We start from the raw sequence: 26,306 nt of genomic DNA on the forward strand, positions 1-26,306 counted from the left end.
GACCGGAGTGGGTCCCCCAGGTCCCCGGCAGTCTTCCAGGGAGAGTTGATCGTGTTCTGGTTCTTGCTGATCGCGCTGGTCGTGGTCGTCGCCGCGGTCACCCTCGCCGTGGTCGGCGGTGGTTCCGAGGCCGTCCTGCCGGAGGCGGAGCCGGACCGGGTGGCCGACGGGCTGCCGGAGAACCGTCCCGTCGTACGGACCGACATCGACGCCCTGCGGCTGCCGGTGGCGCCCCGCGGCTACCGGATGGCCGAAGTCGACGAGGTGCTGGAGCGCCTCGCGGCCGAGCTCGCCGAGCGGGACGCGCGCATCGCGGAACTCACGAGGGCAGCGGCGGCCCCTTCCCCGGCGGAGCGGCCGGCGGCGGGGCGTGCGGCGGGTGGGCCCGCGGCGGCGGCCGGGGAGCCCGGAGTGGACCTGCACAAGGCGGGGGGCGACCAGTGACCGCGCTCGCCGGCCCGGACGGGGGCCTGCGCTGCCCGTGGGCGCTCGCCACCACGGACTACATCGCCTACCACGACACGGAGTGGGGCCGGCCGCTGCGCGGGGACGACGCCCTGTACGAACGGCTCTGCCTGGAGGCCTTCCAGTCGGGTCTGTCCTGGCTGACGATCCTTCGGCGGCGGGAAGGTTTCCGCAAGGCCTTCGCGGACTTCGAGATCGCGGCGGTCGCCCGCTTCGACGAGACCGACGTGGAGCGGCTGCTCGCCGACGAGGGGATCATCCGAAACCGGGCCAAGATCGAGGCGACGCTCGCCAACGCCAAGGTGCTGGCCGGTTGGGAGCCCGGTGAACTGGACACTCTGATCTGGTCGCACGCCCCCGAACCGGGGCGCCCGGCTCCCCGGTCGATCGCCGAGGTCCCGGCCGTCACGCCCGAGTCGACCGCGCTGTCCAAGGCGCTCAAGAAGGCCGGCATCCGGTTCGTCGGCCCGACCACCGCCTACGCCCTGATGCAGGCCTGCGGCCTGGTCAACGACCACCTCGCCGACTGCACCGCCCGTACCCCCGCCTGAGCGGCGGGGGCCGGGGGCGGCGCCGCGGTCAGGGACGCCGGGGTCAGCGGCCCAGGTACTTCGGCGCCTGCTTCGACAGGAAGGCCTCGACGGCGATCGCGTGGTCCTCGGAGGCACCCGCGCGGGCCTGGAGCGTGTCCTCGTGGGCCAAGGCCTCCGCGAGGGAGCGGGAGGCCCCGTAGGCCAGGGACTCCTTCAGGGCGGCGTAGGCGACCGTCGGACCCGCCGCGAGGGTGCGGGCCACCGCCTCCGCCTCCGCGTGCAGCGCCTCCGAGGAGACGAGCCGGTTCACGATGCCCAGCTCGTACGCCTCCTGCGCCTTCACCGAGCGGGGGAACAGCAGCAGGTCGGAGGCCCGGGAGGCGCCGATCAGGCGGGGCAGCGTCCACGAGACCCCCGAGTCGGCGGTCAGCGCCACGCCCGCGAACGAGGTGTTGAAGGAGGCGGTGTCGGCGACGACGCGGAAGTCCGCCGCCAGCGCGAAGCCGAAGCCCGCCCCGGCCGCGACCCCGTTCACCCCGGCCACGACCGGCTTCGGCATCTCGGTGAGCGCCCGCACGATGGGGTTGTAGTGGTCGGCGACCGTGTTCATGGTCAGCGTGGACCCGTTCGCACGGTCCGCCGCCAGGTTCTCGACGTGCTCCTTGAGGTCCTGGCCGACGCAGAAGGCCCGGTTTCCGGCCGCCGTGAGCAGAACGGCCCGTACGGCCGGGTCCGCGGCCGCGGCCTGGACCGCGTCGCGCAGCGCGACCTTGGCCTCGGTGTTCATGGCGTTCATGGCGTCGGGACGGTTGATCGTGATGGTGGCGAGTCCGTCGGTCACTTCGTAGAGCACGCTGTCGGCCATGGCGGGGGTCCCCCTTCGTCGCGGGCTTGGCTACCGGCCGGTACCGGCCGGTCCAAGGGTCAGCATGGCGGACCCGGCGGGGCCGGGGCATGTGATGTGCGTCAAACGGAGCGAAGGGCGGACGCGGGGTGCGGCGGCGAAGTATCGCAGGCACGTCCCCGAAATGAGTGGTTTTGGCCGAGCGCGTTGCCCAAGCGTTCCCTGCCGATGTTGGTCATCGGGTCCTGACATGCGGGATAATGGCCAAGAAGCAATGTGTTCGATGCCGGGTTCCAGGCGCCTGAATGGGGCCGTCGGCTGACGATGAGCTGGTTTCAGGAAGGGGAACGAGCATGGCGGCCATGAAGCCGCGGACGGGCGACGGCCCGCTCGAGGTCACCAAGGAGGGGCGGGGCATCGTCATGCGCGTACCGCTCGAGGGCGGCGGTCGGCTCGTCGTCGAGCTGACCCCGGACGAGGCGGAAGCCCTGGGTGACGCCCTGAAGAAGGTCGTCGGCTAACACCGTCGGCACTGCGGTCACCATCCGCATTCTCCGTTTTCCCTGCGCTGCCCCGATCCGCTCACCGCGGTCGGGGCAGCGTTGTCTCTTCCTCACCCGTTGCCTTCCCTTGCGCGCCGCTCGCGCGGCCCGGCCCCGGGGCGCCTCGCCGGCTTCGCCGCCGTGCCGGACTGCCGTCCGGCGGTGCCGACCCGCCGGCTCAGCGCCGGACCGCGCACAGCAGGCCGTCGCCGACCGGCAGCAGCGCCGCTTCCAGCGCCGGGCTCTCCCGGACGCTGCGCAGCAGCTCCCGTACGCGCAGGACCTCCGCCTGCTGGGCCGTGGAGTCCACGGTGCGCCCGTCGGAGAAGACCCCTTCGAAGCAGACCAGCCCGCCGGGGCGCAGCAGCCGCAACGATTCGGCGAGGTAGTCGAGGGACTCGGTGGGGTCCCCGTCGCAGAAGACGAGGTCGTAGCCGCCGTCCGCGAGGCGGGGCAGTACATCCAGGGCGCGGCCGGGGATGAAGCGGGCCCGGTTGCCGGCGAAGCCCGCCGCGCGGAAGGCCTGGCGGGCGAAGGCCTGCCGGTCCGGCTCCGGATCGACCGTGGTCAGCACGCCGTCGGGGCGCATGCCGTGCAGGAGGTGGATGCCGGAGACGCCGGTGCCGGTGCCGATCTCGGCGACCGCCTTGGCGTCGGCGGTGGCGGCGAGCAGGCGCAGCGCGGCCCCGGTGCCGGGGGAGACGGAGCGCAGGCCCGCTTCCCTGGCCCGGTCGCGGGCCCACCGCAGAGCGTCGTCCTCGGCGACAAACGCGTCGGCGAAAGCCCAGCTCGTCTGCCGGTTGCCGGTAATGACCCTCTCCTGTCCCCATAGTTGGCGCAACGGTGACTGTATCCGCTGACGTCGGGAACCCGCAGATGGGACCGGGCGTTGAAGAAAACGGCGACGAAAAAACAGTGATGCAAAAGGGACACCGGGACGGGGCCCGGGCGGGATAGATCGGACGGCACCGGGCAGATCGGCGGCCCGGAGGGCCGAAGGGCCGAGCAAAGTTACTGCAAAAACACTTATCCGGAGCTGACGGGAGGGGTGGCTATGGTAGGGACTCCACTGGACACCACCAGAGCCGATAGGGGAGGTGCGGCTGCGCCTGTGGATCGTGGAGGCGTATTCCGACGCCTCTTCTGGTCGGCGGGTGAGCCGAAATCCGTGACCGACATTGCTGACCGCTTCCACACCGCTGCCACCGCAACCACCGCGACCTTTGCCGCCGATGCGGGCACCCAGGCGTGGACCCCTCCCTCGTGGGAGGAGATCGTCAGCACGCACAGTGCGCGGGTCTACCGCCTCGCCTACCGTCTGACGGGCAACCAGCACGACGCCGAGGACCTGACCCAGGAGGTCTTCGTCCGCGTCTTCCGCTCGCTGTCCACCTACACGCCGGGCACCTTCGAGGGCTGGCTCCACCGGATCACCACCAACCTCTTCCTCGACATGGTCCGCCGCAAGCAGCGGATCCGCTTCGACGCACTCGCCGACGACGCGGCCGAGCGGCTGCCGAGCCGCGAGCCGTCCCCCCAGCAAGTGCTCCACGACACCCACTTCGACGCCGACGTCCAGCAGGCGCTCGACACGCTCGCGCCCGAGTTCCGTGCGGCCGTGGTGCTGTGCGACATCGAGGGCCTGTCGTACGAGGAGATCGCCGCGACCCTCGGGGTCAAGCTCGGCACCGTCCGCAGCCGTATCCACCGCGGCCGCTCGCACCTGCGCAAGGCCCTCAAGCACCGGTCTCCCGGAGCCCGGGCCGAGCAGCGCGCGCTGGCGGGGGCGGCGGTGGGCGCGCCGGGAGCCGGGGGAGAGGGCGGAGCCGAGTGAGCGGAGTCAGTCCGTCTCCTGCCGAACACCACCTGGGCGACCGCCTCGCCGCCTTGGTGGACGGGGAGTTGAGCCACGACGCGCGGGAGCGGGTCCTGGCGCACCTGGCCACCTGCGCCAAGTGCAAGGCCGAGGCCGACGCCCAGCGCCGGGTGAAGACGATGTTCGTGGAAAGTGCCCCGCCGCCCCTGTCGGCGGGGCTGCTGGCGCGCCTGCAGGGGCTCCCGGAGGACGGTCCTGACGGGCCGTCGGGACCGGGGCCGTCGGGACCGTTCGGGTACGTGGCGCCGACCGCGCCGCAGCAGGGCTTCCGCATCCACGAGGTGGGCCGGCCGAGGCGGCGCTTCGCCTTCGTCGCGGCCGGGGCGGTGTCGCTGGCCGCCTTCGCGCTGGGCGGCTCCCTCCCGGCGGACGGCGTGGTGGACCCGCGGATGCACGGCGAGGCCCCTGCGACCAGGCCCGGCCCCGTGGCCCCGGTGTCCGATGCGGTGGCCCGCGAACGGGTCCCCGCCCCGGGCTTCACCGCCAGACCCCTGGTCCAGCCCTGGCTGTCCCCCTCGCCCCAGCCGGTGTCCCTGAGACCCTGAGCCGGCTCCGGACCCGCCGGTGAGCCGCCCGGCGGCCCCGGGGGTGGTTGAATCGGCCGCGGAGATACAGGTACACGGGGAGCGCCCATGGCCGACAGTCAGCAGTCCGAACCGGCTCCGTCCTGGTGGAGCCACCCCGACCGGCCCGCGGGCGCGCCCCCCGCGGCCGCCTACGACCCCTGGGCGGCCGGCCCGCTGCACACGGTGGACGGCGGCAGGCCGGCGGCGGGGCCCGTCCGCGGTCTCGTGCTGCGCCAGGCCGTCGCCCTCGGCCTCGGCACCGCCCTCCTCGCCGGCGGCATCGGCGGCTACGTCGGCGTACTCGCCGAGCGCCGGGCCGGCACCCGCCTGGAGCTCCCCCAGGCGGCCGCGGAGGCCAAGGACCGCGCCCCCGACAGCGTGGCCGGCATCGCCGCGACCGCGCTCCCCGGCGTGGTGACCCTGCACGTCCGGGGCAGCGGGGGCGGCGGCACCGGCACCGGGTTCGTGCTCGACGCCGAGGGGCACATCCTGACCAACAACCACGTGGTCGCGGGGGCCAAGGACATAACGGTCACCTTCAGCACGGGCGACAGCGTCACCGCCGAACTCATCGGCCGCGACATCGGGTACGACCTGGCGGTGGTCAAGGTGGACGGGGTACGGGGCCTGAGGCCGCTGACCCTCGGGAATTCCGAGAACGTCAAGGTCGGCGACCCGGTGGTGGCCATCGGCGCGCCCTTCGACCTCTCCAACACCGTCACCGCCGGGATCATCAGCGCCACCGGGCGGCCCATCACCGCGGGCGGGGACAAGGGCGACGGCAGCGACATCAGCTACGTCGACGCCCTGCAGACCGACGCACCGATCAACCCCGGCAATTCGGGCGGCCCTCTCCTCGACGCCAAGGCCCACGTGATCGGCATCAACAGCGCCATCCGCGGAGCCGACGCGGGCGGCGACGGCGGAGACGGCGCGAAGCAGAGCGGCAGCATCGGCCTCGGCTTCGCCATCCCCGTCAACCAGGGCAAGCGGGTCGCCGAGGAGCTCATCCGCACGGGCCGCGCCACCCACCCCGTCATCGGGGTCACCCTCGACATGGAGTACTCGGGTGACGGGGCCCGCGTCGCCACCCGCGGCGAGGGCGGCAAACCGGCCGTCACCCCCGACGGGCCGGGAGAGAGGGCCGGACTGAAGGGCGGCGACGTGATCACCAAGGTGGACGGCACGCGCGTACACGGCGGCGACGAGCTCATCATCAAGATCCGCGCCCACCGCCCGGGTGACCCGCTGAAACTGACCGTGCTCCGCGACGGCCGGGAACGCACCCTGGACATGGTCCTCGGTTCGGCGAACGGATCATGACGGGACGGAGAAACCCCGGCGGATGCGGCACCGAGGTAGGGGCCGTCCGGCAACGCCGGGTACCGTGGGTGCGGGCCCGCAGTGGAGACAGCCGAGGAGCGGCAAGGTGTTCAACGACATAGGCGCACTCGAACTGGTCACGATCGTGGTGCTCGCCATTCTCGTCTTCGGTCCGGACAAGCTGCCGAAGGTGATCCAGGACGTGTCCGGTTTCATCCGGAAGGTCCGCGCGCTCTCCGACAGTGCCAAGCAGGACATCCGCTCCGAACTCGGCCCGGAGTTCAAGGACTTCGAGTTCGAGGACCTGAACCCGAAGACGTTCATCCGCAAGCAGCTGACGGAGAACGAGGACCTCAGGGAGATCCGCAGCAGCTTCGACCTCCGCAAGGAGCTGAACGAGGTCACCGACGCCGTCAACAGCCGCGAGACCGCTCCCGCCTCCGGGGCCTCCGCCGTGACCGCCGCCACCGGCCCGGACCTGCTGAAGAAGCCCGCCGCCCCGGCCGCCGACCAGCGCGCCCCCTTCGACGCCGACGCCACCTGAGGCGCGGCCTGCCGGGCGATCCCGGGTCGGATGGCTATCCTCCATGAGTCCGGACCCGGGACGCCCGAGGGTTTGGGGGTCCCCCAGCCGAGCGAGGGGGAGGGTCCCCCCAGCGAAGCGAGGGGGGAGGGCCGGCTCCGGACCCCACGCAACGAGAGGCCGCCCAGATGGAGACGACGAGCAGCAGCCGGGTAGCGACCCAGCCCGCCGAAGCACCCGCGCCCGCCGCCGAGCCCGCCGCACCTGCCGCACCGGCTCCTGCATCCCCGCAGGTGCCGCCCGAAGCCGCCACGGAGGCGGCCACGCCCGTCCCGGCGGCCCGCCGGACGGCCCAGGGGTACCTGCGGGCCGAGTTCCCCTGGTACGGGCTGGACGGGGCCTTCACCGGCCCCCGCTGGCTCATGCAGGTCGGCACCGGGGCCGACGGCACCGTCGAGCACGGGTCCACCGGGCACGGCGACGAGCCCTCCGCACGCGGGGAGCTCGCGACCGGCGAGAAGGAGCGCTTCGCGGTGGTCGTCACCGTCGCGAGCAATCCGCTGCGCCGCAGCAGCGACGGCACCGGCACCCTGGAGGCCACCTCGGTGTCCTCGGCGGCCTGGCTGGCCGGCTCCGGGCTGCTGGCCTACAGCTGGCCCGGCCAGATGGACCACACCCTGCGCGACGACTGGCTGGAGCAGCAGACCGAGGCCGCCTGGGAGCTGGCCGACGACCTCGACGGGTCGGACTGGTCGACGCTGTCGCTGCCGGTCGACGGCGAGCCGACGCCCTTCCACTACCGCGAGTCCGAGTTCGGCTGGGTCCTGGCCGGCTCCACGCGGGGCGGAGTCCACCTGGGCGCGTACGGGCGGGGGATGAGCGCGTACGGGCTCGGCTTCTCGGTGATCGGCGACCTGAGCGCCTACGAGTAGCCGGCGCCGGGGACGCACGGGGCGTACGGCAAAGGGCACCGCCGACCAGCGGTGCCCTCCACACGCGGCGACCCGGGTCCGGGCCGCCGCCCCTCAGAACTTGTTGCGCGGGGTGATGCCCAGCGACATGCCCGCGAGCCCGCGTGCGCGGCCGCCGAGCTTGCCCGCGATGGTGCGCAGCGCCGCGCCGGCCGGGGAGTCCGGGTCGGACAGGACGACGGGCTTGCCTTCGTCGCCGCCCTCGCGCAGCCGGACGTCGATCGGGATGGAGCCCAGCACGGGGACCGTCGCGCCGACCGTCTTGGTGAGGCCGTCGGCGACCTTCTGGCCGCCGCCCGTGCCGAACACGTCGACCATCTCGTCGCAGTGCGGGCAGGGCAGCCCGGACATGTTCTCGACCACGCCGACGATCTTCTGGTGGGTCTGCACGGCGATGGAGCCGGCCCGCTCCGCGACCTCGGCCGCGGCCTGCTGCGGGGTGGTCACGACCAGGATCTCCGCGTTCGGCACCAGCTGGGCCACGGAGATCGCGATGTCGCCCGTGCCCGGCGGCAGGTCGAGCAGCAGCACGTCCAGGTCGCCCCAGAAGACGTCCGCCAGGAACTGCTGCAGCGCGCGGTGCAGCATCGGGCCGCGCCACACCACCGGGGCGTTGCCCGGGGTGAACATGCCGATGGAGATGACCTTCACGCCGTTCGCGGACGGCGGCATGATCATGTTCTCGACCTGGGTGGGCTTGCCGTCCACGCCCAGCATGCGCGGCACGCTGTGGCCGTAGATGTCCGCGTCCACGACGCCGACCTTCAGGCCGTCCGCCGCCATCGCCGCGGCGAGGTTGACGGTGACCGAGGACTTGCCGACGCCGCCCTTGCCCGAGGCGACCGCGTAGACGCGGGTCAGCGAGCCCGGCTTGGCGAACGGGACCTCGCGCTCGGCGGTGCCGCCGCGCAGCGAGGCAGCCAGCTCCTTGCGCTGCTCGTCGCTCATCACGTCCAGCGTGACGGCCACCGAGGTGACGCCCGCGACCTTCTCCACGGCCTCGCTGACGTTCTCCGTGATGGTCTCGCGCATGGGACAGCCCGACACCGTCAGGTAGACCGTGACGGCGACGGCGCCGCCGTCACCGATCTCCACCGATTTGACCATGCCGAGCTCGGTGATCGGCCGGTGGATCTCAGGGTCGTTCACCGTCGCCAGCGCGTCCAGGATCGCGTCCTGCTCGGGCACGGCGGCGGAGCTTGTGTCGGTAGCCATGCCCCGATGGTACGGCTCGGTAGCGTGCCTCAGGAAAGGCCGCTAGCGGTCGCCTTCGTCACTCTCCGCCGGGAATAGCCGCCGCTCGTCCATCTCCTTGATCAGGTCCTGGAACTCCGAGCGGATCCAGTCGCGCGTCGCGACCTCGCCCAGACCCATCCGCAGGGCCGCGATCTCCCGGGTCAGGTACTCGGTGTCCGCGATCGAACGTTCGTTCTGTTTGCGGTCCTGCTCCAGGTTGACCCGGTCGCGGTCGTCCTGCCGGTTCTGCGCCAGCAGGATCAGCGGAGCGGCGTACGAGGCCTGCAGCGACAGCATCAGCGTCAGGAAGATGAACGGGTACTGGTCGAAGCGCAGGTGCTCCGGCGCGAAGATGTTCCACAGCACCCACACGATGATGACCAGGGTCATCCAGACGATGAACCGGCCCGTGCCGAGGAAGCGCGCCACCCGCTCCGACAGCCGCCCGAAGGCCTCGGGGTCGTACTCGGGCAGCAGCGAGCGGCGCTTGGCCCGCGGCAGGTCCAGGCGGACCCGAGAGCGCGTCAGCGCACTCGACCCCGTGGCCAGCCCCGCCTTGGCCCGTTCGGCCCGCTCGGCGGCGCGGTCGGGCCGCTCCGCCCGCTCCGTGCGCTCGGCCGCCTCCGCCGTGCCGTGCTCACGGGCGTGCTCGCGCCGCTCCCGCCGCTCGCGCACCTGCTCCCGGCGCCGCTCCCGTTCGCGCCCCTGGTCCCCGCGCCCCCGCTCACCGGCCACGGACGGCCTCCTCGGAGTGCTCGGAGTGGAAGTCCTTCTCGCGCCAGTCCTCCGGCAGCAGGTGGTCCAGTACGTCGTCCACGGTCACCGCGCCCAGCAGCGAGCCGCTCTCGTCGACCACCGGCACCGCGACCATGTTGTACGCGGCGAGGTAACTGGTCACCACCGGCAGCGAGGCGTCCGGCGTCAGCGGCGGCAGGCCCGTGTCGACGATCGAGCTGACCAGGGTGAACGGCGGGTCGCGCAGCAGCCGCTGGAAGTGCACCGTGCCCAGGTACTTGCCCGTCGGCGTCTCGTCCGGCGGCCGGCACACGTACACCTGCGCCGCCAGCGCCGGCGACAGGTCCGCCTGCCGTACGCGGGCCAGCGCGTCCGCCACCGTCGCGTCCGGCCGCAGCACGATCGGCTCGGTCGTCATCAGACCGCCCGCGGTGTTCTCCTCGTAGGACAACAGGCGGCGCACGTCCGCCGCGTCGTCGGGCTGCATCAGCGTCAGCAGCCGTTCCTGGTCGTGCTCCGGCAGCTCCGAGAGAAGGTCGGCCGCGTCGTCCGGGTCCATCGCCTCCAGGACGTCGGCGGCGCGCTCCTCCTTCAGCTTGCCGAGGATCTCCACCTGTTCGTCCTCGGGAAGCTCCTCCATGACATCCGCGAGCCGGTCGTCGTCGAGGGCGCTGGCCACCTCGGCGCGCCGCTTGGGCGTCAGGTGGTGCAGGACGCTCGCCACGTCGGCCGGGCGCATCTGCTCGAAGGTCGCCACCAGGTTCTCGGCGCCTTGGCCCTCCTCCTCCAGCGAGAAGCCGGTGACCGCCGACCACTCCACGGTCAGCGTCTCCCCGCGCCGGCGCAGCGCGCCGCCCTTGCCCTTGCGGACGAAGATCCGGTCGATCTCCCAGTCGCGGCGGGCCGGCAGCTGCTGGATGGCCACGTCCAGGACGGTGACCTCCTCGCCGGTCGAGACCAGCCTCACCCGGCGGTCCAGCAGTTCACCGAGGATCAGCCGCTCGGTGGGCCGCTGTTCGAAACGCCGCATGTTGACGACACCGGTGGTGATGACCTGCCCGGACTCCACGCCGGTGACCCGGGTCATGGGCAGGAAGATCCGCCGCCGGCTGACGACCTCGACCACCAGGCCCAGCAGCCGCGGGGGCCGCCCGCCGACGCGCAGCATCGCCACCAGGTCGCGGACACGGCCCACCTGGTCGCCGTTGGGGTCGAAGACGGGCACACCCGACAGATGGGAGACGAAGATCCGTGGGGCGCCACCGGCCATGCGAGCGCCTCCTCAAGCGTCGATCAACAGTCCTTGCGCCCCTCAGGCTAGCCCGTGCCCGCAGCGGACGCCCTGGCAGGCGGTCCGCCCGGGCTGCCCGGCCGCCCACCCCCCGGGCGCACGCGTACGGGCGGGTACGCTGCCTGCTGCCCGGCAACGCTCCACGACGCTCCGCCCCCGCCCGACGACGACCCACCCCGCTCGACCGCGCACGACGAGAGGCACCTGCCCGTGACCGCCTACTTCCCCGCCGCACGGCTGCGCCGGGCCGCCTTCGTCGGTGTCCTGTGCGCGGGCCTGGCCGTCACCGGCACGGGCTGCGGGGCGGACCCCGACGAGGGCACGAACGGCGTCGGCAAACTCTCCGCCGACCAGATCGAGGACAAGGCGAAGGCCGCGGCCGGCTCCGCCGACTCCGTCCACCTGTCCGGCACGCTCGTCAGCGGCGGCAAGTCCTTCACGCTCGACATGCGGCTCGGCAAGGACGGCGGCTCCGGCGAGGTCAAATCGCAGGAGGACACCTTCCAGCTGCTGCGCGTGGGAGACCAGCTGTACCTGAAGGCCAGCGCGGCGTTCTGGGGGAAGTCCGACTCGGCGGGCAAGCTCGGCGACAAGTACGTGAAGGTCCCCCAGAGCGATCCCACCTACAAGCAGTTCCGCGGGTTCACCGACATGCACGTCCTGCTGGACGGGCTGCTCGGACTCGACGGCAAGCTCGCCAAGGGCGACTACACCAAGGTCGGACCCACGCGCGCGGTCCAGGTCACCGCGGACCAGGGCAAGGGCGGCAAGCTCTCCGTCTCCCTGCAGGGGACCCCGTACCCGCTGCGCATGGAGCGCGCCGGGGGCGCCGGGCGGGTGGACCTCTCCGACTGGGGCAAAACCTTCCCGCTGAACCCGCCCGCGCAGGACCAGACGGTCGACTACGGGTCGCAGCTGCCGACGACGAAGGAGCAGGGCGGCGACTCCGCGCCGAGCCCGAGCCCGGGCAAGGGCTCCGGGCAGGGCGCGGACCCGACGAAGTAGGGGAACCGCACGAGCGGGGCAGCAGGGGCGCAGGAGGAGCGGGCCCGGCTAGCGGGCCGCCTTCTTCCGCTTGAGCAGCAGCTTCGGCAGCCCGGCCGGGACCGGCCTGCGGGTGATCGCGGGCGAGGACTGCGGGGCCGCGGCCAGCGAGCCGCTCGGCAGGTCCGTGCTCGCCGCCACCGGCTCCAGCCGCAGCAGCCGGCACTCGCGCGCCCAGCGGTCGGTCATCTCCTCCGAGTCGGGCGCGTTCAGCCGCTTGCCCTTGAGCTCGGCCACCGCCGCCTCCCACGCCTCACCGCGGGGTGCGAGCTCCCGTACGGTCGCGGTCCAGGCCACCAGCCGGCCGCCCTTGTCCTTGCTGCGCACCGTCACCTCGGCGGAGCCCGCGTCCACGAGCCCCGGCAGCGGCTGCTCCCCGGGCCCGTCGCCCAGCACGTGGGCCGCGCCGTCCACCCAGGCGTGCCACAGGGCCCGCTCGGCCCCGGAGCCGCGGACCCAGATCAGGCCGGACTTCTTGGTGGCCTCCTCGACGAGGGCCAGGTCGAGCGTGCTGAGAGTCATGCGCACAGACTAGGCGGTGCCCTGGGGGGCCCTACAGCCAGCCGTGGCGGCGCAGGGCCCGGTGGATGGTGAAGCAGATGCCGACGATCGTCGCCATCACCATCGGATAGCCGTAGCGCCACCGCAGCTCCGGCATGTGGTCGAAGTTCATGCCGTAGACCCCGCAGATCATGGTGGGCACCGCGATGATCGCCGCCCAGGAGGTGATCTTGCGCATGTCCTCGTTCTGGGCGACCGTCGCCTGCGCGAGGTTCGCCTGGAGGATCGAGTTCAGCAGCTCGTCGAAGCCCACGACCTGCTCGTGCACCCGCGCCAGGTGGTCGGCGACGTCACGGAAGTACTTCTGGATGTCCGGGTCGACCAGCCGCATCGGGCGCTCGCTCAGCAGCTCCATCGGCCGCAGCAGCGGGGCGACCGCCCGCTTGAACTCCAGCACCTCCCGCTTGAGCTGGTAGATGCGGCCCGCGTCACCGCCCCGCGCGCCGCCCTTGGCGGGCGCGGCGAACACCGCGCTCTCCACCTCGTCGATGTCGTCCTGTACGGCCGCCGCGACCGCGATGTACCCGTCGACGACGTGGTCGGCGATCGAGTGCAGGACCGACGAGGGGCCCTTCGCCAGCAGTTCGGGGTCGTCCTGCAGACGGTGGCGCAGGCCCTTGAGGGAGCCCTGTCCGCCGTGCCGGACCGTGATGACGAAGTCGGGGCCCGTGAAGCACATCACCTCACCCGTCTCCACGACCTCGCTGGTGGCCGTCAGTTCGGCGTGCTCGACGTAGTGGATCGTCTTGAAGACGGTGAAGAGCGTGTCGTCGTAGCGCTCCAGCTTCGGCCGCTGGTGGGCGTGCACCGCGTCCTCCACCGCGAGCGGGTGCAGACCGAACGTGGCGGCGATCCCCGCGAATTCGGCCTCGGTCGGCTCGTGCAGCCCGATCCAGGCGAACCCGCCGTCCTCGCGGACCCGCCGCATCGCCTCACGCGGCGTCAGACACGCCGATCCGAGCGCGCGCCGGCCGTCGCGGTACACGGCGCAGTCGACGACCGCGCTGCTCGCCGAGGGATCGCGGGTGGTGTCGTAGCCGGGCTGGGCGGGAGTGGACCGGCGCAGCGCGGGACGGACGGCGGCACGCAGGTAGGGCAGCATCGACATGACAGGCTCCTTCGCACGCACGGCTGCGAACCGTACGGGTGGGAGGCCCTCCGTCTCGGACCGGCGGGCAGGGCCGGGCGTCCGGACGGAAGGAACAGGACGGGAGGACAAAGGTCTGCCGTCGCTCTTCGACCGATCGGATGATGACCACGGGGGATCACCGGGTGATCAAACGGGGCGGTGCATGCCCCTGCGGGGAGTGGAAGAGCGGTTGGTACTGCACGATCGACTTCGATCCATTGCAGCCCCACCTCCTCCGGCCGGTCCCCCGTGAGGGACGTCCTGTCTCCGGGGCCTTGAAACGCAGTTCTCCGCGCGGCCCCGATCAGCGATCAACACTATCAGCCGACGGATGGTCAAGACCCGCCCTTTACCCGCCTGATACGAGTTCTATGCTCGCTCCATGGCAGAAATTCTGGCTCTCGTCGAGGCCCGGCTGCGCAGTGCGCTCGGCGAACCCGACGCCCGCGCCTCCGTCACCTTCCTGGGTACCGACCGCATCGAGGTGCTCCGCTTCACCGAGGGCGACCTCGTGCGGTACGCGACCCTCGGCATGTCCGCGCATCCGATGACCGACCCGACCGCCGTCCTCGCCGACCCGCTGCGCGGACCGCGCGCCGAGCTGGTACTGACCGTACGGGCCGGCCTCGCGCCCACCGACAAACTGCTGCGGCCGCTCGCGGTGCTGGCCTCGTCGCCGCAGGTCGAAGGGCTGGTGGTGGCCCCGGGGGCCTCGCTGGACGTGGGCGGGCCGCTGTGGGACGGCGCGCCCTTCACCTCCGTGCTCGTGGCGGAGTCCGGCGGGCTGGTGGAGGACCTGGAACTGGACGAGCCGATGGACCCGGTCCGGTTCCTCCCGCTGCTGCCCATGACGCCGAACGAGGCCGCCTGGAAGCGGGTCCACGGCGCCGCCGCCCTCCAGGAACGCTGGCTCGCGCACGGCACGGATCTGCGGGACCCTCTGCGTACCGCGGTGACGCTGGACTGACACATCCGGACGGGTGATCGCGCCTTGACGGCGCGCCGGGCGGGGAGGAGCGTGGCATCTTATGAGGGGCGAACCGAGTTGCCCGAAATGCGGTGGCCGGGTCAGGGCGCCCGGCCTCTTCTCCGACTCCTGGCAGTGTGAGGTGCACGGCGCGGTGTACCCCCTGCAACCCGTGATCCCGCCCAGCGTCGAGGGCCTGGGCGTGGTGGTGAACCGGGCCCAGGTGCCGGTGTGGATGCCGTGGCCGCTGCCGCTGGGGTGGCTGTTCACCGGGGTGGCGGCCGCCGGGGACGACCGCAGCGGGGGTCGCGGGACGGCGGTGGCGTGTTCGGGCCCCGGGCCGCTGGGCGGGATGGGTGAACTGCTGCTCATCGCGGAGGAACTGGGCGTCGGCCTGGGCGCGCGCTACGCGGGGATCGACGGGCCGGACCCCGGGGCGTACATCGACGTGTCGTCCCCGCCGCACGCCAAGGTGGTCGCGGGGGGACGGCCGACGCCGCTGTGGCACGTGAACGGGGCCCCGGACGACCGGGCGGTCTTCGCGGGCGAGGCGCGGGGGATGTGGCTGTGGGCGGTGGTGTGGCCGGAGCAGTCGGGCCTGCTGCTGTACGACGAGCTGGTGTTGGCCGATCTGCGGGATGCGGGGGCGGAGCTCGAACTGCTGCCCTGCGGGGCGCTCAGTCCGCGGGTCCTGGGACCGTAGCCCTGACCGGGCGGGGTCTGGCCTGATCCGGCCGGGCCGGTGTCCGGCCCGGCCTGGCCGCCTGTCCTGGTCGGCCCGTGGCCGACGCGGCGGTGACCGCTCGTCCTCGGCTCGCCACCGCAGTGTCCCCCCCACCTGCGTGCCTGGTACATCCGGTCCTGGTGGCGGGTATCCTGAGGTGTCCCCCCGTCACCGTTCACCCTGGAGTCACGGCCGTGCGCATCGATCTGCACGCCCACTCCACCGCGTCCGACGGGACCGACAGCCCCGCAGAGCTGGTCCGCAACGCGGCCGCCGCCGGGCTCGACGTGGTGGCGCTGACCGACCACGACACCGTCAGGGGATACGCCGAGGCCATCGCCGCCGTGCCGGCCGGCCTCACCCTCGTGCCCGGGATCGAGCTGTCCTGCCGGCTCGACGGCATCGGGGTGCACATGCTCGCGTACCTCTTCGACGCCGAGGAGCCGGAGTTCGCCCGTGAGCGCGAATTCGTCCGGGACGACCGCACCCCCCGCGCCCAGGCCATGATCGGCAAGCTCCGGGCCCTCGGTGTCGACGTCACCTGGGAGCAGGTGGCCCGTATCGCCGGCGGGGGATCCGTCGGGCGGCCGCACATCGCCACCGCCCTCGTGGAGCTGGGCGTCGTCCCCACCGTGTCCGACGCGTTCACCGCGGACTGGCTCGCCGACGGCGGCCGCGCGTACGCGGAGAAGCACGAGCTCGACCCCTTCGAGGCCATCCGGCTGGTCAAGGCGGCCGGCGGCGTCACCGTGTTCGCGCACCCCGGCGCCGCGAAGCGCGGCCGCTGCGTGCCCGAGTCCGCGATAGCCGGGCTCGCCGCCGCAGGCCTGGACGGCATCGAGGTGGACCACATGGACCACGACGCCGACACGCGCGCCCGGCTGCGCGCCCTGGCCGACGAGCTGGGTCTGCTGACGACCGGTTCCAGCGACTACCACGGCAGCCGCAAGACCTGCCGCCTCGGGGAGTACACGACCGACCCCGAGATCTTCGGCGAGATCACGCGCCGCGCGACGGGGGCCTTCCCCGTACCCGGCGCCGGTGGAGACGCCCGCGCCTAGGCGCCCCTTCTCTTCCCTGGAAACACCCCTCTCTCCTGCAAGGCATCACTGTGTTCGACTTCGCCGTCTTCGGATCCCTTTTTCTCACGCTTTTTGTGATTATGGACCCGCCGGGCATCACGCCGATCTTCCTCGCGCTGACCTCCGGCCGCCCCGCCAAGGTGCAGCGCCGCATGGCCTGGCAGGCCGTCTGCGTGGCGTTCGGCGTCATCGCCGTCTTCGGCATCTGCGGCCAGCAGATCCTGGACTACCTGCACGTCTCCGTACCCGCGCTGATGATCGCCGGTGGTCTGCTGCTGCTGCTCATCGCACTCGACCTGCTCACCGGCAAGACCGACGAGCCGAAGCAGACCAAGGACGTGAACGTCGCGCTCGTCCCGCTCGGCATGCCGCTGCTGGCCGGGCCCGGTGCGATCGTGTCCGTCATCCTCGCCGTGCAGAAGGCCGACGGGTTCGGCGGCCAGCTGTCGGTGTGGACCGCCATCGCCGCCATGCACGTGGTCCTGTGGATCACCATGCGCTATTCGCTCGTGATCATCCGGGTCATCAAGGACGGCGGCGTCGTCCTCGTGACCCGGCTCGCCGGCATGATGCTCTCCGCCATCGCCGTGCAGCAGATCATCAACGGTGTGCTGCAGGTCGTGCGCGGCTCCTGACCGGACGCAGAGCAAACGCCCCCTGACCGGCTCTCGGTCAGGGGGCGTCGACGTCTTCGGTGCGGAGTGTCAGGAGGACGCACTCTCGGCCGGTCGGATCAGGATGCGCTGGCCGATCGACGCGGCCTGCTGAACGATCCGGTTGACGGAGGCCGCGTCCACGACGGTGCTGTCCACGGCGGATCCGTCGACATCGTCCAGGCGCAGAATCTCGAAGCGCACGGGCTTCTCCCTTCGTCAGTGTTCTCCTTGCACTGTTCCAACGAAGTGTAAGAGGCAAACATTCCCTACGCTAAGGAAATTTTTTCACTCGCTAACGACCGACCGCCAGAACGCGGTCAGCGCACCCGCGGTGACCAGCGGGTTCTCGGCGTTCGGGGAGTGTTCCGCACCCGGCACCACCACGCGCTCAGCGCCCAGCCGATCTGTCATGTCGTCCATCAGCGGCACCGGCCACGCATAGTCGACCTCCCCGGACACCACGAGCTTGGGCAGGTCCACCCGGCTCAGCTCCTCGACCCGGTCCGGCTCGGAAACCAGGATGCGGCCCGTGGCCATCAGCTGCTCCGGGACGGTGGCCAGCCAGCGCTCGCGCAGGAAGTGCGCCAGCTCGGGGGAGTCCGCGACCGCATCCTGCGGATCGTGCGCACGCATCGCCGTCCAGATGCCTGCCATGTCCCCGTGCATCGCCTCCAGGGCCGCGACCAGCAGCTTCGTACGGGCCTGCTGCTCCTCGGAGATCGCCGCGGGGCCGCTGCTCACCAGGGTGAGCGAGGCGAAGGGCGATGCGTCGCGCAGGACGGCGGCGCGGGCGATCAGTCCGCCCAGGGAGTGGCCGACCAGGTGGACGCGGCCCGCGTCGAGGGCCTCGGCCTGCGCGAGCACGTCCAGCGCCAGCTCCTCCAGGGCGTACGCCGCCTCCTCGCGGGGGCCGGGGCTCTCGTGCTGGCCCCGCCCGTCGACGGCGACGGCCCGGTAGCCGGCGGCCGCCAGCGGTTCCAGCAGGCCGATGAAGTCCTCCTTGCTGCCCGTGAAACCGGGCACGAGCAGGGCGGTGCCCCGGGTGGGCGCACCGGCCTCGTGCACGGCGAACGCGCCCCGTGCGGTGGTGAGACGGTACGCGCGGGCGTCGGACGGCAGCGTGAGGCGGGGCGGCTTGCTCATGGCCCGAGGTTACCGGCCCGTAGGGGCACGGCAACGGCCCCGGCCCCCTTGTGACAGGGGACCGGGGCCGTCGTCGTGGCGGAGCGGGGCCTACGCCTCGGCGGCCTTGCGGGTCCGGGTGCGCTTGGGCTTCGCGGGAGCCTCCGCGGCCTCGGCGGCCGGCGCGGGCTCCGCGGCCTTCCGCGTACGGGTGGTGCGGCGGGCCTTCACGGGCTCGGAGGGCGGCGCGATCTGGAAGTCCGGCTCCGGAGTCGTCTCGGCGACCGCGACCTTGCGGGTCCGGGTGCGCTTCGGCTGGACCGGGGCCTCCTCGGCCACGGCCGACGCGGCCTCGGCGGCCGGCGCGGCCTCCGCCACCTTGCGGGGGCGGGTGGTGCGGCGGGCCTTCACAGGCTCGGAGGGCGGCGCGATCTGGAAGTCCGGCTCCGGAGTCGTCTCGGCGACCGCGACCTTGCGGGTCCGCGTGCGCTTCGGCTGGACCGGGGCCTCCTCGGCGGGAGCCACCGGAGCCACCGGGGCCTCGACGACCGCAGCCACCGGGGCGGCCTCGGCCACCGCGACCGCGGCGGACGCGGCCGACACCCGGGTACGGCGGCGGCGCGGCCTGCGCGGCTCGTCCTCGGCCGGAGCCGCGGCCGTCTCGGGGGCCTCCGCGACCGGGGTCACGGGAGCGGCGGAGACCTCGGCACCGCCGCGCGTACGGCGGCGCTGGCGCGGGGTCCGCGTACGGGCGGGACGCTCCTCGGCCACCGTGGCCGTGGCGGCCGGACCGCGGCCGCCTCGGCCACCGCGGCCGCCGGTCTCGCCCAGGTCCTCAAGCTCCTCGGCCTTCAGGCCGGCCCGCACGCGCTCGGCGCGCGGCAGGATGCCCTTGGTGCCGGCCGGGATGTTCAGCAGCTCGTACAGGTGCGGGGACGTGGAGTACGTCTCCTCGGGCTCGTGGAAGTCGAGCTCCAGCGCCTTGTTGATGAGCTGCCAGCGCGGGATGTCGTCCCAGTCGACCAGGGTGACGGCGGTGCCCTTGTTGCCCGCGCGGCCGGTGCGGCCCACGCGGTGCAGGAAGGTCTTCTCGTCCTCCGGCGTCTGGTAGTTGATGACGTGGGTCACACCCTCGACATCGATACCGCGCGCGGCGACGTCGGTGCACACCAACACGTCGACCTTGCCGTTGCGGAACGCGCGCAGCGCCTGCTCGCGCGCGCCCTGGCCCAGGTCGCCGTGGACGGCACCGGAGGCGAAACCGCGCTTCTCCAGCTGCTCGGCGATGTCCGCCGCGGTGCGCTTGGTACGGCAGAAGATCATGGCCAGCCCGCGGCCCTCGGCCTGCAGGATGCGCGAGACGAGCTCGGGCTTGTCCATGTTGTGCGCACGGAAGACGTGCTGCGTGATGTTGGCGACGGTCACGCCCTCGCCGTCGGGCGAGGTGGCGCGGATGTGCGTCGGCTGCGACATGTACCGGCGGGCCAGGCCGATGACGGCGCCCGGCATGGTCGCCGAGAACAGCATGGTCTGGCGGCGGGCCGGCAGGTAGTTGATGATCTTCTCGACGTCCGGGAGGAAGCCCAGGTCGAGCATCTCGTCGGCCTCGTCCAGGACGAGCGCCTTGACGCGCGACAGGTCGAGCTTCTTCTGGCCCGCCAGGTCGAGCAGGCGGCCCGGGGTGCCGACGATGACGTCGACGCCCTTCTTGAGCGCCTCGACCTGGGGCTCGTACGCGCGGCCGCCGTATATGGCGAGGACGCGGACGTTGCGGACCTTGCCCGCGGTCAGCAGGTCGTTGGTGACCTGGGTGCACAGCTCGCGCGTCGGGACGACGACGAGGGCCTGCGGGGCGTCGGTCAGCTGCTCGGGCGTGGCCCGGCCGGCCTCGACGTCCGCGGGGACGACGACCCGCTCCAGCAGCGGAAGGCCGAAACCGAGCGTCTTGCCGGTTCCGGTCTTCGCCTGGCCGATGACGTCCGTGCCGGAGAGGGCGACGGGGAGGGTCATCTCCTGGATGGGGAAGGGGGTCACGATGCCGACGGCTTCAAGGGCTTCGGCGGTTTCGGGAAGGATCCCGAGGTCTCGGAACGTAGTCAGGGTGCTGCCTCTTCTGTGAGACGCGGCGCGAGGCGGCGAGGGGGGTCGTACCGTGCCGGGCTTGGAGTACTGCGCCCGCCCATGTTCGGGAGGGTCGTACGAAGCTGCGCGGGACCACTGGCCTTCGCTCAAGCGCTCGTGCCGCTGAGGGGGCCCCTCGTGGAGAGGCGGTACGCATGTGCGTACGCATCACGCCGAGGGCGGTCGGGTGGAGCCGATCGGGCCACCGACCGGGCATCCTCATTCGGATGGCCCGCCGAGTATCCGGCAGGCGCTTTACCACTGTACCCCGGAATCGCGCAGCTGTGTCGGGTGAATTCACCTGGTAGTCGCGTTTAGGTGGACCGGCAATGCCCGGACGTGGTGCCCTGGGCGGTGTTCCGGCGGGCTATTGTGCGGAGCATGTCGACCGTAGATAACGCATCGCCCGCCGACGACAGCACGCCCGCCGAGAAGAGCGGGATCGCGGCCCAGGACTGGGCGACCGCCTCCGCTTCGCCGCAGTACCGGGCCGCCGTCGTGGACCTGCTCGGCGCGCTCGCGTACGGAGAGCTCGCGGCCTTCGAGCGCCTCGCGGAGGACGCGAAGCTCGCGCCCACCCTGGACGACAAGGCCGAGCTCGCGAAGATGGCCTCCGCGGAGTTCCACCACTTCGAGCGGCTGCGCGACCGGCTCGCGGCGATCGAGGTCGAGCCGACCGCCGCCATGGAGCCCTTCGCCAAGGGCGTCGACGACTTCCACCGCCAGACCGCGCCGTCGGACTGGCTGGAAGGCCTGGTCAAGGCGTACGTCGGCGACTCGATCGCCAGCGACTTCTACCGTGAGGTCGCCACCCACCTGGACACCGACACCCGCGCGCTCGTCGTGAGCGTGCTCGACGACACCGGCCACGGCGGCTTCGCCGTCGAGAAGGTCCGCGCGGCCATCGAGGCCGACCCGCGCGTCGGCGGCCGGCTCGCGCTGTGGGCCCGCCGGCTGATGGGCGAGGCGCTCTCGCAGGCCCAGCGGGTGGTCGCCGAGCGCGACGCGCTCTCCACGATGCTCGTCGGCGGCGTCGACGGGATGGCCGCGGGCTTCGACCTGGCGGCCGTCGGCGAGATGTTCACCCGGATCACCAAGGCCCACACCAAGCGGATGGCGGCCCTCGGTCTCGCCGCCTAGAAGCCCCGCCGCCCAGAAGCCCCGCCGCCTGGCGGCAGGCCACGGCGTACGTCGGCCCCGGCACGCAGTTCGCCTGCGTGCCGGGGCCGACGCGTGTCCGCCTCAGGGCCGGCGGCGGCCGGTCAGCCCCGCGACGGGAGCGAAAACGGAGCCGGGCGGGATGATCGCCGCGGACCTGCGCCCGGGCGTAGCAGCAGCGACAGGACCACCGCCGCCACCAGCACGGCGCCGACGAAGGTCGCGGTCAGGGTGTTGTGCCCCGGGCCCAGCGCGTACTGCGTGAGGTACGCCCCGAACAGGGCCCCCAGGACCCCGCTGACCAGCACCACTCTCCGGGACGGCAGCCGCTGCGCCAGCACCCGCACGGCCGCTCCGGACAGGGCGAGGCCCAGGAGGGCGGAGCCGAGCGCTTCCATCAGCAGCATGAAGGCCTCCCGAAGATCAGGGGCAAACCAGGTCACTGCGGTCCTACCCGAAGCGGAAGAAAGGGAAACGGCCCGGTGGAATCAACCACCGGGCCGTTTCACCCAGTTCCCGAAGCGGCCGGAGCGTCAGAGCGCGCCGAAACCGACCTTGCGCACGCTCGGCTCGCCCACGTCGACGTACGACAGGCGGTCGGACGGCACCAGGACCTTGCGGCCCTTGGTGTCGGTCAGGCTCAGCAGCGGCTCCGAACCGGTCAGCGCGGCCGTGACGACGCGCTCCAGCTCCTCGGCGCTCAAGTCGCTCTCCAGCACGATCTCCCGGGGTGCGTGCTGCACGCCGATCTTGACCTCCACGGCTTTGTCCCTCCGACGGTCCGTTGTGCGCGTATCGCCGCGCCGTACCCGGTCCACATTAGCCCGGAGAGGGGACGCCGACCCGGCGCTGCGGACATGCTCGCAGCGAACAGCGCCCACGTCGGCACCGGCAGGGCGCCGGCGCCGCCGCCGGGGCTCAGGACTGCGCGCCCTGCCCGCCCTGCCCCGCGTCCGTGCCGTGCAGCGGGAAGCCGGCGATACCGCGCCAGGCCAGCGAGGTCAGCAGACCCACCGCCGTCTCCCGGGCGACCGGGCTCTCGCTGGAAAGCCAGTACCGGGCCACGACCTGCGAGACCCCGCCCAGGCCCACCGCCAGCAGCATCGACTCGTCCTTCGACAGGCCGGTGTCCTCGGCGATGACGTCGGAGATCGCCTCGGCGCACTGGAGCGAGACCCGGTCGACGCGCTCGCGCACCGCCGGCTCGTTCGTCAGGTCCGACTCGAAGACCAGCCGGAACGCGCCGCCCTCGTCCTCCACGTACGCGAAGTAGGCGTCCATGGTCGCGGCCACGCGCAGCTTGTTGTCCGTGGTCGACGCGAGCGCGCCGCGCACGGCGAGCAGCAGGGCCTCGCAATGCTGGTCCAGCAGCGCCAGGTACAGGTCGAGCTTGCCGGGGAAGTGCTGGTACAGCACCGGCTTGCTGACTCCGGCACGCTCGGCGATGTCGTCCATCGCCGCCGCGTGGTAACCCTGCGCGACGAAGACCTCCTGGGCCGCACCCAGGAGCTGATTGCGTCGGGCTCGGCGCGGCAGGCGCGTGCCCCGGGGACGCGCTGCCTCCGTCTGCTCGATGGCTGTCACGCCGCCTCCCACTTTCTCTAAGAACACAGTGCGCTCTGCGCCGCGCCGCCATCGTACTTTTCGGTAACCGAATCTGTAGGGTCCAAGCCGAGTTTTCTCGCTGTGCGGACCACCCTGAGGTGCTGGTCAGCGGTGCTCGGCGGGGTACTCGGCGGTAGCGTCGCCCGTCAGCGGTAGTCGTCCTCGTCCAGGGGCACCACCCGCGCCTGCTCGACCGCGTCACCGTCGGCCGCCTCGTCGCGGTCGACGCCGGTGACCCGGTCGTCCTCGTCCGGCTGCACCTCGGCCAGCTGCTCCGCGGTGTCCGCTTCGGGTGCCTCCGCGTCGAGGGGATCCCGGAATCGGTCGTGGAAGCTGTCCGGCTCTGCGGGGTCGACACTCATCTGGCTCCCCTTCTTCCCTCACCCCTCGTGGGCCTGCTCACTATGAGCCTAGGAGGATCGCCAATACCCCGCTACGCGGATCCGCATGCGTCTGTGATGCCGAACACAAGAGTCCGGACGTGATCGTCTCGTAACATTGCCCCCATGTCTTCGACCGAGCTGCCGGGCCTGCGCTCCACCGCCGAGCCGTCCTCCCAGGTGGCGGCCGTCCGCGTGGCGGAGGGCGAGCAGGTGCGCACCGTCGCGCTGCCCGGGCTGGAGCTGGCCGTACGGTTCCGGCCACCGCGCCGCCCCGGTCTGCCCGCGGCCCTCTTCGTCCACGGACTCGGCGGTTCCTCGACGAACTGGTCGGACCTCATGGCGCAGTTGGAGGACGAGGTCGACGGCGAGGCCCTCGACCTGCCCGGCTTCGGCTGGTCCCCGCCGCCCGCCAACCGGGACTACTCGCTGACGGCGATGGCCCGCGCGGTCATCCGCCACCTCGACGCCGCAGGGCGCGGCCCGGTGCACCTGTTCGGCAACTCCATGGGCGGCGCCGTCGTCACCCGCGTCGCCGCCGTCCGGCCCGACCTCGTGCGCACGCTGACCCTGGTCTCGCCCGCGCTGCCGGAACTGCGCGTACAGAGGTCGGCGGTGCCGACGGCCCTGCTCGCCGTCCCCGGGACGGCCGCGCTGCTCGCCCGGCTGACCCGCGGTCTGACCGCCGAACAGCGCACGCGGGGGGTGACGGACCTCTGTTACGGCGACCCCTCACGGGTGACGCCCGAGGGCTTCCGCCACGCCGTGGAGGAGATGGAGCGGCGGCTCGCCCTGCCCTACTTCTGGGAGGCGATGACCCGCTCCTCGCGCGGCATCGTCGACGCCTACACCCTCGGTGGGCAGCACGGACTGTGGCGTCAGGCGCAGCGGGTGCTCGCCCCGACCCTGCTGATCTACGGCGGCCGCGACCTGCTGGTCTCGTACCGTATGGCGCGCAAGGCCGCCGCCGCCTTCCGCGGTTCGCGGCTGCTGTGCCTGCCCGAGGCCGGGCACGTGGCCATGATGGAGTACCCCGAGGTGGTCGCGACCGCCTTCCGGGAGCTGCTGGACGAGTCCGCACGACACACCGAAGACGGCAGAGGCTGACGACCGTGGGACGACATAGTCGCAAGGGCCCCGCCCCGGCCCCGAGCCGGCCCGCGCCGGAGCCGGAACCCGCGGTGCATCCGGGGTACGGGGAGGACTTCCCGTACGAGGAGTACCGGCCGTACGGGGAGGACCCCTTCCCCGCGGAGCGCCGGACGTACGGGGAGGACCCCTCCCGCGCGGAGCACCGGCCCTACGGGGAGACCTCCGCTTATGCGGAGCACCGGCCCTACGGGCAGCAGCCGCCGTACGGGGCCCGCCCCGCGTACGGCGAACCGGCCGGCCGCCACCACGCCGAACCCACCGTCACCCACCAGGGATACGCGCCCCCGCAGTGGCCCGAGCCGGACGCCCGCCTCGCAGGCCACCCCGAGCAGCCCGAGCCCGGCGACGCCTGGGGCGGCCGGCCCGGGCCCGCCGCCTGGGGCCGCCCCGCCGGTGCGGACCCGGGCCGCGGCGCCGTACCGCGCCCGCGCAGCGCCTCCGCGGCCACCCTGGACACCGACACCCCCGCCTTCGGTACCCCCGCGGTCGGCTTCCCGCAGGTCACCCTGCCCGCCCGGGCACCGGCGCCCGAGCTGCGCACGCCCCCCGCCGCGGCCGACCCCCTCACCTCCACCGGCTCGCACCGCCGGGTTCCCGGCCCGCGCACCCCGCAGGCGCCCGCGGCGCCCGAGGAGGCCCCGGCCGCAGAGCCGCCCGGCCCCGGCCGCGGCCGCAAGGCCCGTACGTACACCGGCATGGCCGCCGTGGCCGTGAGCACCGTGCTCGCCGTGGTCGTGGCGGTGCACATGGCCTCCGAGGGGCAGAGCGGGGCGAGCGCCACCCGGTCCGCCGGCCAGGTGCCGGACCGGGCCCAGCCCGGGCAGTCCGCCGCCTCCCGGTCCGACGGCCGGCCGACCCCGCAGCCGCCGGCCGCCGCCGCGCCCGAGCTCTCGTACGAGCAGAAGATGGCCCAGCAGTTCCCCATCGACGAGAAGCTCCAGGGGCCGGGGGTCTTCGACACCGTGCCCGGGTTGGCCCCGGCGCCCGGCAAGGGCAAGAAGATCCGCTACCGGGTGGACGTCGAGCAGGGGCTCGGCCTGGACCCCCAGCTGTTCGCCGAGGCCGTCCACCGCACGCTCAACGACGACCGCAGCTGGGGTCACGGCGGGGTGAAGACCTTCGAGCGGGTGCCGGGCGGTGAGGCCGATTTCGTGATCACCCTCGCCAGCCCCGGCACCACCGGGGTGTGGTGCGCGAAGTCCGGGCTGGACACCACCGTCGACAACGTCAGCTGCGATTCCGCCTCCACCGACCGGGTGATGATCAACGCGTTCCGGTGGGCGCAGGGTTCGACGACGTACGGCGCGGAGCAGATGTTCGCCTACCGGCAGATGCTCATCAACCACGAGGTCGGCCACCGGCTCGGGCACGGGCACGTGAACTGCCAGACCCCGGGCGCCCTCGCGCCGATCATGCAGCAGCAGACGAAGTCGCTCGACATCGGCGGCATCCAGTGCAAGCCCAACCCCTGGGTCTTCCCCGGGAGTTGAGCCCGGACCGGCTCTCCCGGCAGGGTGCCGGGAGAGCCGGGGCACCGTCCCCCGGCTCTAGCGCGCTCGAACGCGGACCGTACGGGAAAGTTACGACTCTTCACCCCTTCCGGTGGGGGGGGGGGGGGGAGTGGCGGGGCGCCCCCCCGCCCCCCCCTTTTTATATAGTCTTACAATATGTTATGATATTTTTTTTGTTATTTGTTTACA

General features: G+C 72.6%; 29 protein-coding genes and 1 pseudogene. 16 read left to right on the plus strand and 14 right to left on the minus strand.

Features of this window, described 5'->3' with window-relative positions; genetic code table 11:
- Positions 1-45: 45 nt before the first annotated feature.
- Positions 46-444, plus strand: coding sequence for a DivIVA domain-containing protein (locus ABZ128_RS01515; RefSeq protein WP_356845422.1), 399 nt, complete (start codon positions 46-48; stop codon positions 442-444).
- Entirely contained in the window at positions 441-1,016 is a 576-nt protein-coding gene (locus ABZ128_RS01520; protein WP_356845423.1) for a DNA-3-methyladenine glycosylase I, read from the plus strand. The genes ABZ128_RS01515 and ABZ128_RS01520 overlap by 4 nt, the downstream gene beginning before the upstream one ends.
- Before the next feature lie 43 nt (positions 1,017-1,059).
- Here ABZ128_RS01520 and ABZ128_RS01525 read toward each other — a convergent pair whose 3' ends face one another.
- Positions 1,060-1,863, minus strand: a complete 804-nt coding sequence (locus tag ABZ128_RS01525; protein ID WP_356845424.1) for an enoyl-CoA hydratase-related protein — start codon at positions 1,861-1,863, stop codon at positions 1,060-1,062.
- Between the two features lie 332 nt (positions 1,864-2,195).
- Here ABZ128_RS01525 and ABZ128_RS01530 point away from each other — a divergent pair, with 332 nt between their 5' ends.
- Positions 2,196-2,363, plus strand: coding sequence for a DUF3117 domain-containing protein (locus ABZ128_RS01530; RefSeq protein ID WP_009997451.1), 168 nt, complete (start codon positions 2,196-2,198; stop codon positions 2,361-2,363).
- A gap of 199 nt (positions 2,364-2,562) precedes the next feature.
- Here ABZ128_RS01530 and ABZ128_RS01535 read toward each other — a convergent pair whose 3' ends face one another.
- Entirely contained in the window at positions 2,563-3,225 is a 663-nt protein-coding gene (locus ABZ128_RS01535; RefSeq protein WP_356845425.1) for a class I SAM-dependent methyltransferase, read from the minus strand.
- A gap of 213 nt (positions 3,226-3,438) precedes the next feature.
- Here ABZ128_RS01535 and sigE point away from each other — a divergent pair, with 213 nt between their 5' ends.
- The 5 genes and pseudogenes from sigE (at position 3,439) to ABZ128_RS01560 (ending at position 7,604) form a co-directional block, all read left to right on the plus strand.
- Positions 3,439-4,218, plus strand: a complete 780-nt coding sequence (sigE, locus tag ABZ128_RS01540) for an RNA polymerase sigma factor SigE (protein ID WP_356845426.1) — start codon at positions 3,439-3,441, stop codon at positions 4,216-4,218.
- Positions 4,215-4,631, plus strand: a pseudogene (locus ABZ128_RS01545) (zf-HC2 domain-containing protein); the annotation flags it as partial. The gene sigE and the pseudogene ABZ128_RS01545, both read left to right, overlap by 4 nt.
- 261 nt (positions 4,632-4,892) lie before the next feature.
- Complete coding sequence (locus tag ABZ128_RS01550) at positions 4,893-6,149, plus strand: trypsin-like peptidase domain-containing protein (protein ID WP_356845427.1); 1,257 nt, start codon at positions 4,893-4,895, stop codon at positions 6,147-6,149.
- A gap of 106 nt (positions 6,150-6,255) precedes the next feature.
- Complete coding sequence (locus ABZ128_RS01555; protein ID WP_356845428.1) at positions 6,256-6,693, plus strand: sec-independent translocase; 438 nt, start codon at positions 6,256-6,258, stop codon at positions 6,691-6,693.
- A gap of 167 nt (positions 6,694-6,860) precedes the next feature.
- Positions 6,861-7,604, plus strand: a complete 744-nt coding sequence (locus ABZ128_RS01560; RefSeq protein ID WP_356845429.1) for a hypothetical protein — start codon at positions 6,861-6,863, stop codon at positions 7,602-7,604.
- 93 nt (positions 7,605-7,697) lie between these two features.
- On the opposite strand, the gene ABZ128_RS01565 is transcribed toward ABZ128_RS01560, so the two are convergent.
- The 3 genes from ABZ128_RS01565 to ABZ128_RS01575 form a co-directional block, all read right to left on the minus strand.
- Positions 7,698-8,831, minus strand: a complete 1,134-nt coding sequence (locus tag ABZ128_RS01565; RefSeq protein ID WP_356845467.1) for an Mrp/NBP35 family ATP-binding protein — start codon at positions 8,829-8,831, stop codon at positions 7,698-7,700.
- 69 nt (positions 8,832-8,900) lie between these two features.
- A complete protein-coding gene (locus tag ABZ128_RS01570; RefSeq protein WP_356845468.1) occupies positions 8,901-9,428 on the minus strand; it encodes a DUF1003 domain-containing protein in 528 nt (175 codons plus the stop codon).
- A 175-nt stretch (positions 9,429-9,603) separates the two neighbouring features.
- Positions 9,604-10,884, minus strand: coding sequence for a CBS domain-containing protein (locus ABZ128_RS01575; RefSeq protein ID WP_356845430.1), 1,281 nt, complete (start codon positions 10,882-10,884; stop codon positions 9,604-9,606).
- A gap of 231 nt (positions 10,885-11,115) precedes the next feature.
- Between ABZ128_RS01575 and ABZ128_RS01580 the strand changes: the two genes are divergently transcribed.
- Positions 11,116-11,910 (plus strand): hypothetical protein, encoded by a 795-nt coding sequence (locus tag ABZ128_RS01580; RefSeq protein ID WP_356845431.1) that lies wholly within the window; start codon positions 11,116-11,118, stop codon positions 11,908-11,910.
- Positions 11,911-11,958: 48 nt separating this feature from the next.
- On the opposite strand, the gene ABZ128_RS01585 is transcribed toward ABZ128_RS01580, so the two are convergent.
- Together ABZ128_RS01585 and ABZ128_RS01590 are read right to left on the minus strand one after the other, a co-directional pair.
- Positions 11,959-12,471: a hypothetical protein gene (locus tag ABZ128_RS01585; RefSeq protein ID WP_356845432.1), complete on the minus strand. Its 513-nt coding sequence runs from the start codon at positions 12,469-12,471 to the stop codon at positions 11,959-11,961.
- A 31-nt stretch (positions 12,472-12,502) separates the two neighbouring features.
- A complete protein-coding gene (locus ABZ128_RS01590; RefSeq protein ID WP_356845433.1) occupies positions 12,503-13,618 on the minus strand; it encodes a magnesium and cobalt transport protein CorA in 1,116 nt (371 codons plus the stop codon).
- A gap of 403 nt (positions 13,619-14,021) precedes the next feature.
- Between ABZ128_RS01590 and ABZ128_RS01595 the strand changes: the two genes are divergently transcribed.
- The 4 genes from ABZ128_RS01595 (at position 14,022) to ABZ128_RS01610 (ending at position 17,047) form a co-directional block, all read left to right on the plus strand.
- Positions 14,022-14,606 (plus strand): suppressor of fused domain protein, encoded by a 585-nt coding sequence (locus ABZ128_RS01595; RefSeq protein WP_356845434.1) that lies wholly within the window; start codon positions 14,022-14,024, stop codon positions 14,604-14,606.
- A 61-nt stretch (positions 14,607-14,667) separates the two neighbouring features.
- The gene (locus ABZ128_RS01600; protein ID WP_356845435.1) at positions 14,668-15,309 is read left to right on the plus strand and encodes a DUF6758 family protein; all 642 of its coding nucleotides are present in this window, start codon (positions 14,668-14,670) and stop codon (positions 15,307-15,309) included.
- Positions 15,310-15,524: 215 nt separating this feature from the next.
- The gene (locus tag ABZ128_RS01605; RefSeq protein ID WP_356845436.1) at positions 15,525-16,391 is read left to right on the plus strand and encodes a PHP domain-containing protein; all 867 of its coding nucleotides are present in this window, start codon (positions 15,525-15,527) and stop codon (positions 16,389-16,391) included.
- 50 nt (positions 16,392-16,441) lie between these two features.
- On the plus strand, positions 16,442-17,047 hold the full coding sequence (locus ABZ128_RS01610; protein WP_356845437.1) for a MarC family protein: 606 nt from the start codon (positions 16,442-16,444) through the stop codon (positions 17,045-17,047).
- Positions 17,048-17,116: 69 nt separating this feature from the next.
- Here ABZ128_RS01610 and ABZ128_RS01615 read toward each other — a convergent pair whose 3' ends face one another.
- The 3 genes from ABZ128_RS01615 to ABZ128_RS01625 all read right to left on the minus strand — a co-directional run bounded on the left by ABZ128_RS01615 (position 17,117) and on the right by ABZ128_RS01625 (position 20,224).
- A complete protein-coding gene (locus tag ABZ128_RS01615; RefSeq protein WP_174250346.1) occupies positions 17,117-17,269 on the minus strand; it encodes a hypothetical protein in 153 nt (50 codons plus the stop codon).
- 84 nt (positions 17,270-17,353) lie between these two features.
- Positions 17,354-18,211: an alpha/beta hydrolase gene (locus ABZ128_RS01620; RefSeq protein WP_356845438.1), complete on the minus strand. Its 858-nt coding sequence runs from the start codon at positions 18,209-18,211 to the stop codon at positions 17,354-17,356.
- 90 nt (positions 18,212-18,301) lie between these two features.
- Entirely contained in the window at positions 18,302-20,224 is a 1,923-nt protein-coding gene (locus tag ABZ128_RS01625) for a DEAD/DEAH box helicase (RefSeq protein ID WP_356845439.1), read from the minus strand.
- Between the two features lie 468 nt (positions 20,225-20,692).
- Between ABZ128_RS01625 and ABZ128_RS01630 the strand changes: the two genes are divergently transcribed.
- Positions 20,693-21,451 carry a ferritin-like fold-containing protein gene (locus tag ABZ128_RS01630; protein WP_356845440.1) on the plus strand — a complete coding sequence of 253 codons (759 nt, stop codon included), beginning with the start codon at positions 20,693-20,695 and terminating at the stop codon, positions 21,449-21,451.
- Between the two features lie 122 nt (positions 21,452-21,573).
- On the opposite strand, the gene ABZ128_RS01635 is transcribed toward ABZ128_RS01630, so the two are convergent.
- From ABZ128_RS01635 to ABZ128_RS01650, 4 genes are all read right to left on the minus strand, one after another.
- Positions 21,574-21,873, minus strand: a complete 300-nt coding sequence (locus tag ABZ128_RS01635; RefSeq protein ID WP_356845469.1) for a hypothetical protein — start codon at positions 21,871-21,873, stop codon at positions 21,574-21,576.
- A gap of 129 nt (positions 21,874-22,002) precedes the next feature.
- On the minus strand, positions 22,003-22,230 hold the full coding sequence (locus ABZ128_RS01640) for a DUF3107 domain-containing protein (protein ID WP_356845441.1): 228 nt from the start codon (positions 22,228-22,230) through the stop codon (positions 22,003-22,005).
- A gap of 157 nt (positions 22,231-22,387) precedes the next feature.
- A complete protein-coding gene (locus ABZ128_RS01645; RefSeq protein ID WP_356845442.1) occupies positions 22,388-23,053 on the minus strand; it encodes a TetR/AcrR family transcriptional regulator in 666 nt (221 codons plus the stop codon).
- Between the two features lie 167 nt (positions 23,054-23,220).
- The gene (locus ABZ128_RS01650) at positions 23,221-23,436 is read right to left on the minus strand and encodes a hypothetical protein (protein WP_356845443.1); all 216 of its coding nucleotides are present in this window, start codon (positions 23,434-23,436) and stop codon (positions 23,221-23,223) included.
- Between the two features lie 144 nt (positions 23,437-23,580).
- Between ABZ128_RS01650 and ABZ128_RS01655 the strand changes: the two genes are divergently transcribed.
- Both ABZ128_RS01655 and ABZ128_RS01660 read left to right on the plus strand, forming a co-directional pair.
- Complete coding sequence (locus ABZ128_RS01655) at positions 23,581-24,561, plus strand: alpha/beta hydrolase (RefSeq protein WP_356845444.1); 981 nt, start codon at positions 23,581-23,583, stop codon at positions 24,559-24,561.
- Between the two features lie 5 nt (positions 24,562-24,566).
- The gene (locus tag ABZ128_RS01660; RefSeq protein WP_356845445.1) at positions 24,567-26,096 is read left to right on the plus strand and encodes a DUF3152 domain-containing protein; all 1,530 of its coding nucleotides are present in this window, start codon (positions 24,567-24,569) and stop codon (positions 26,094-26,096) included.
- Positions 26,097-26,306 lie beyond the last annotated feature (210 nt).

It is taken from the genome of Streptomyces sp. NPDC006326, from assembly GCF_040612915.1.
Classification (GTDB): Bacteria; Actinomycetota; Actinomycetes; order Streptomycetales; family Streptomycetaceae; genus Streptomyces.

What these genes read in the sequence shown, in the direction of transcription:
- ABZ128_RS01525 (WP_356845424.1), bottom strand. Translation starts at nt 1,863, where the DNA reads ATGGCCGACAGCGTGCTCTACGAAGTGACCGACGGACTCGCCACCATC.
- ABZ128_RS01530 (WP_009997451.1), top strand. Translation starts at nt 2,196, where the DNA reads ATGGCGGCCATGAAGCCGCGGACGGGCGACGGCCCGCTCGAGGTCACC.
- sigE (WP_356845426.1), top strand. Translation starts at nt 3,439, where the DNA reads ATGGTAGGGACTCCACTGGACACCACCAGAGCCGATAGGGGAGGTGCG.
- ABZ128_RS01550 (WP_356845427.1), top strand. Translation starts at nt 4,893, where the DNA reads ATGGCCGACAGTCAGCAGTCCGAACCGGCTCCGTCCTGGTGGAGCCAC.
- ABZ128_RS01560 (WP_356845429.1), top strand. Translation starts at nt 6,861, where the DNA reads ATGGAGACGACGAGCAGCAGCCGGGTAGCGACCCAGCCCGCCGAAGCA.
- ABZ128_RS01575 (WP_356845430.1), bottom strand. Translation starts at nt 10,884, where the DNA reads ATGGCCGGTGGCGCCCCACGGATCTTCGTCTCCCATCTGTCGGGTGTG.
- ABZ128_RS01585 (WP_356845432.1), bottom strand. Translation starts at nt 12,471, where the DNA reads ATGACTCTCAGCACGCTCGACCTGGCCCTCGTCGAGGAGGCCACCAAG.
- ABZ128_RS01590 (WP_356845433.1), bottom strand. Translation starts at nt 13,618, where the DNA reads ATGTCGATGCTGCCCTACCTGCGTGCCGCCGTCCGTCCCGCGCTGCGC.
- ABZ128_RS01595 (WP_356845434.1), top strand. Translation starts at nt 14,022, where the DNA reads ATGGCAGAAATTCTGGCTCTCGTCGAGGCCCGGCTGCGCAGTGCGCTC.
- ABZ128_RS01600 (WP_356845435.1), top strand. Translation starts at nt 14,668, where the DNA reads ATGAGGGGCGAACCGAGTTGCCCGAAATGCGGTGGCCGGGTCAGGGCG.
- ABZ128_RS01620 (WP_356845438.1), bottom strand. Translation starts at nt 18,211, where the DNA reads ATGAGCAAGCCGCCCCGCCTCACGCTGCCGTCCGACGCCCGCGCGTAC.
- ABZ128_RS01630 (WP_356845440.1), top strand. Translation starts at nt 20,693, where the DNA reads ATGTCGACCGTAGATAACGCATCGCCCGCCGACGACAGCACGCCCGCC.
- ABZ128_RS01650 (WP_356845443.1), bottom strand. Translation starts at nt 23,436, where the DNA reads ATGAGTGTCGACCCCGCAGAGCCGGACAGCTTCCACGACCGATTCCGG.
- ABZ128_RS01655 (WP_356845444.1), top strand. Translation starts at nt 23,581, where the DNA reads ATGTCTTCGACCGAGCTGCCGGGCCTGCGCTCCACCGCCGAGCCGTCC.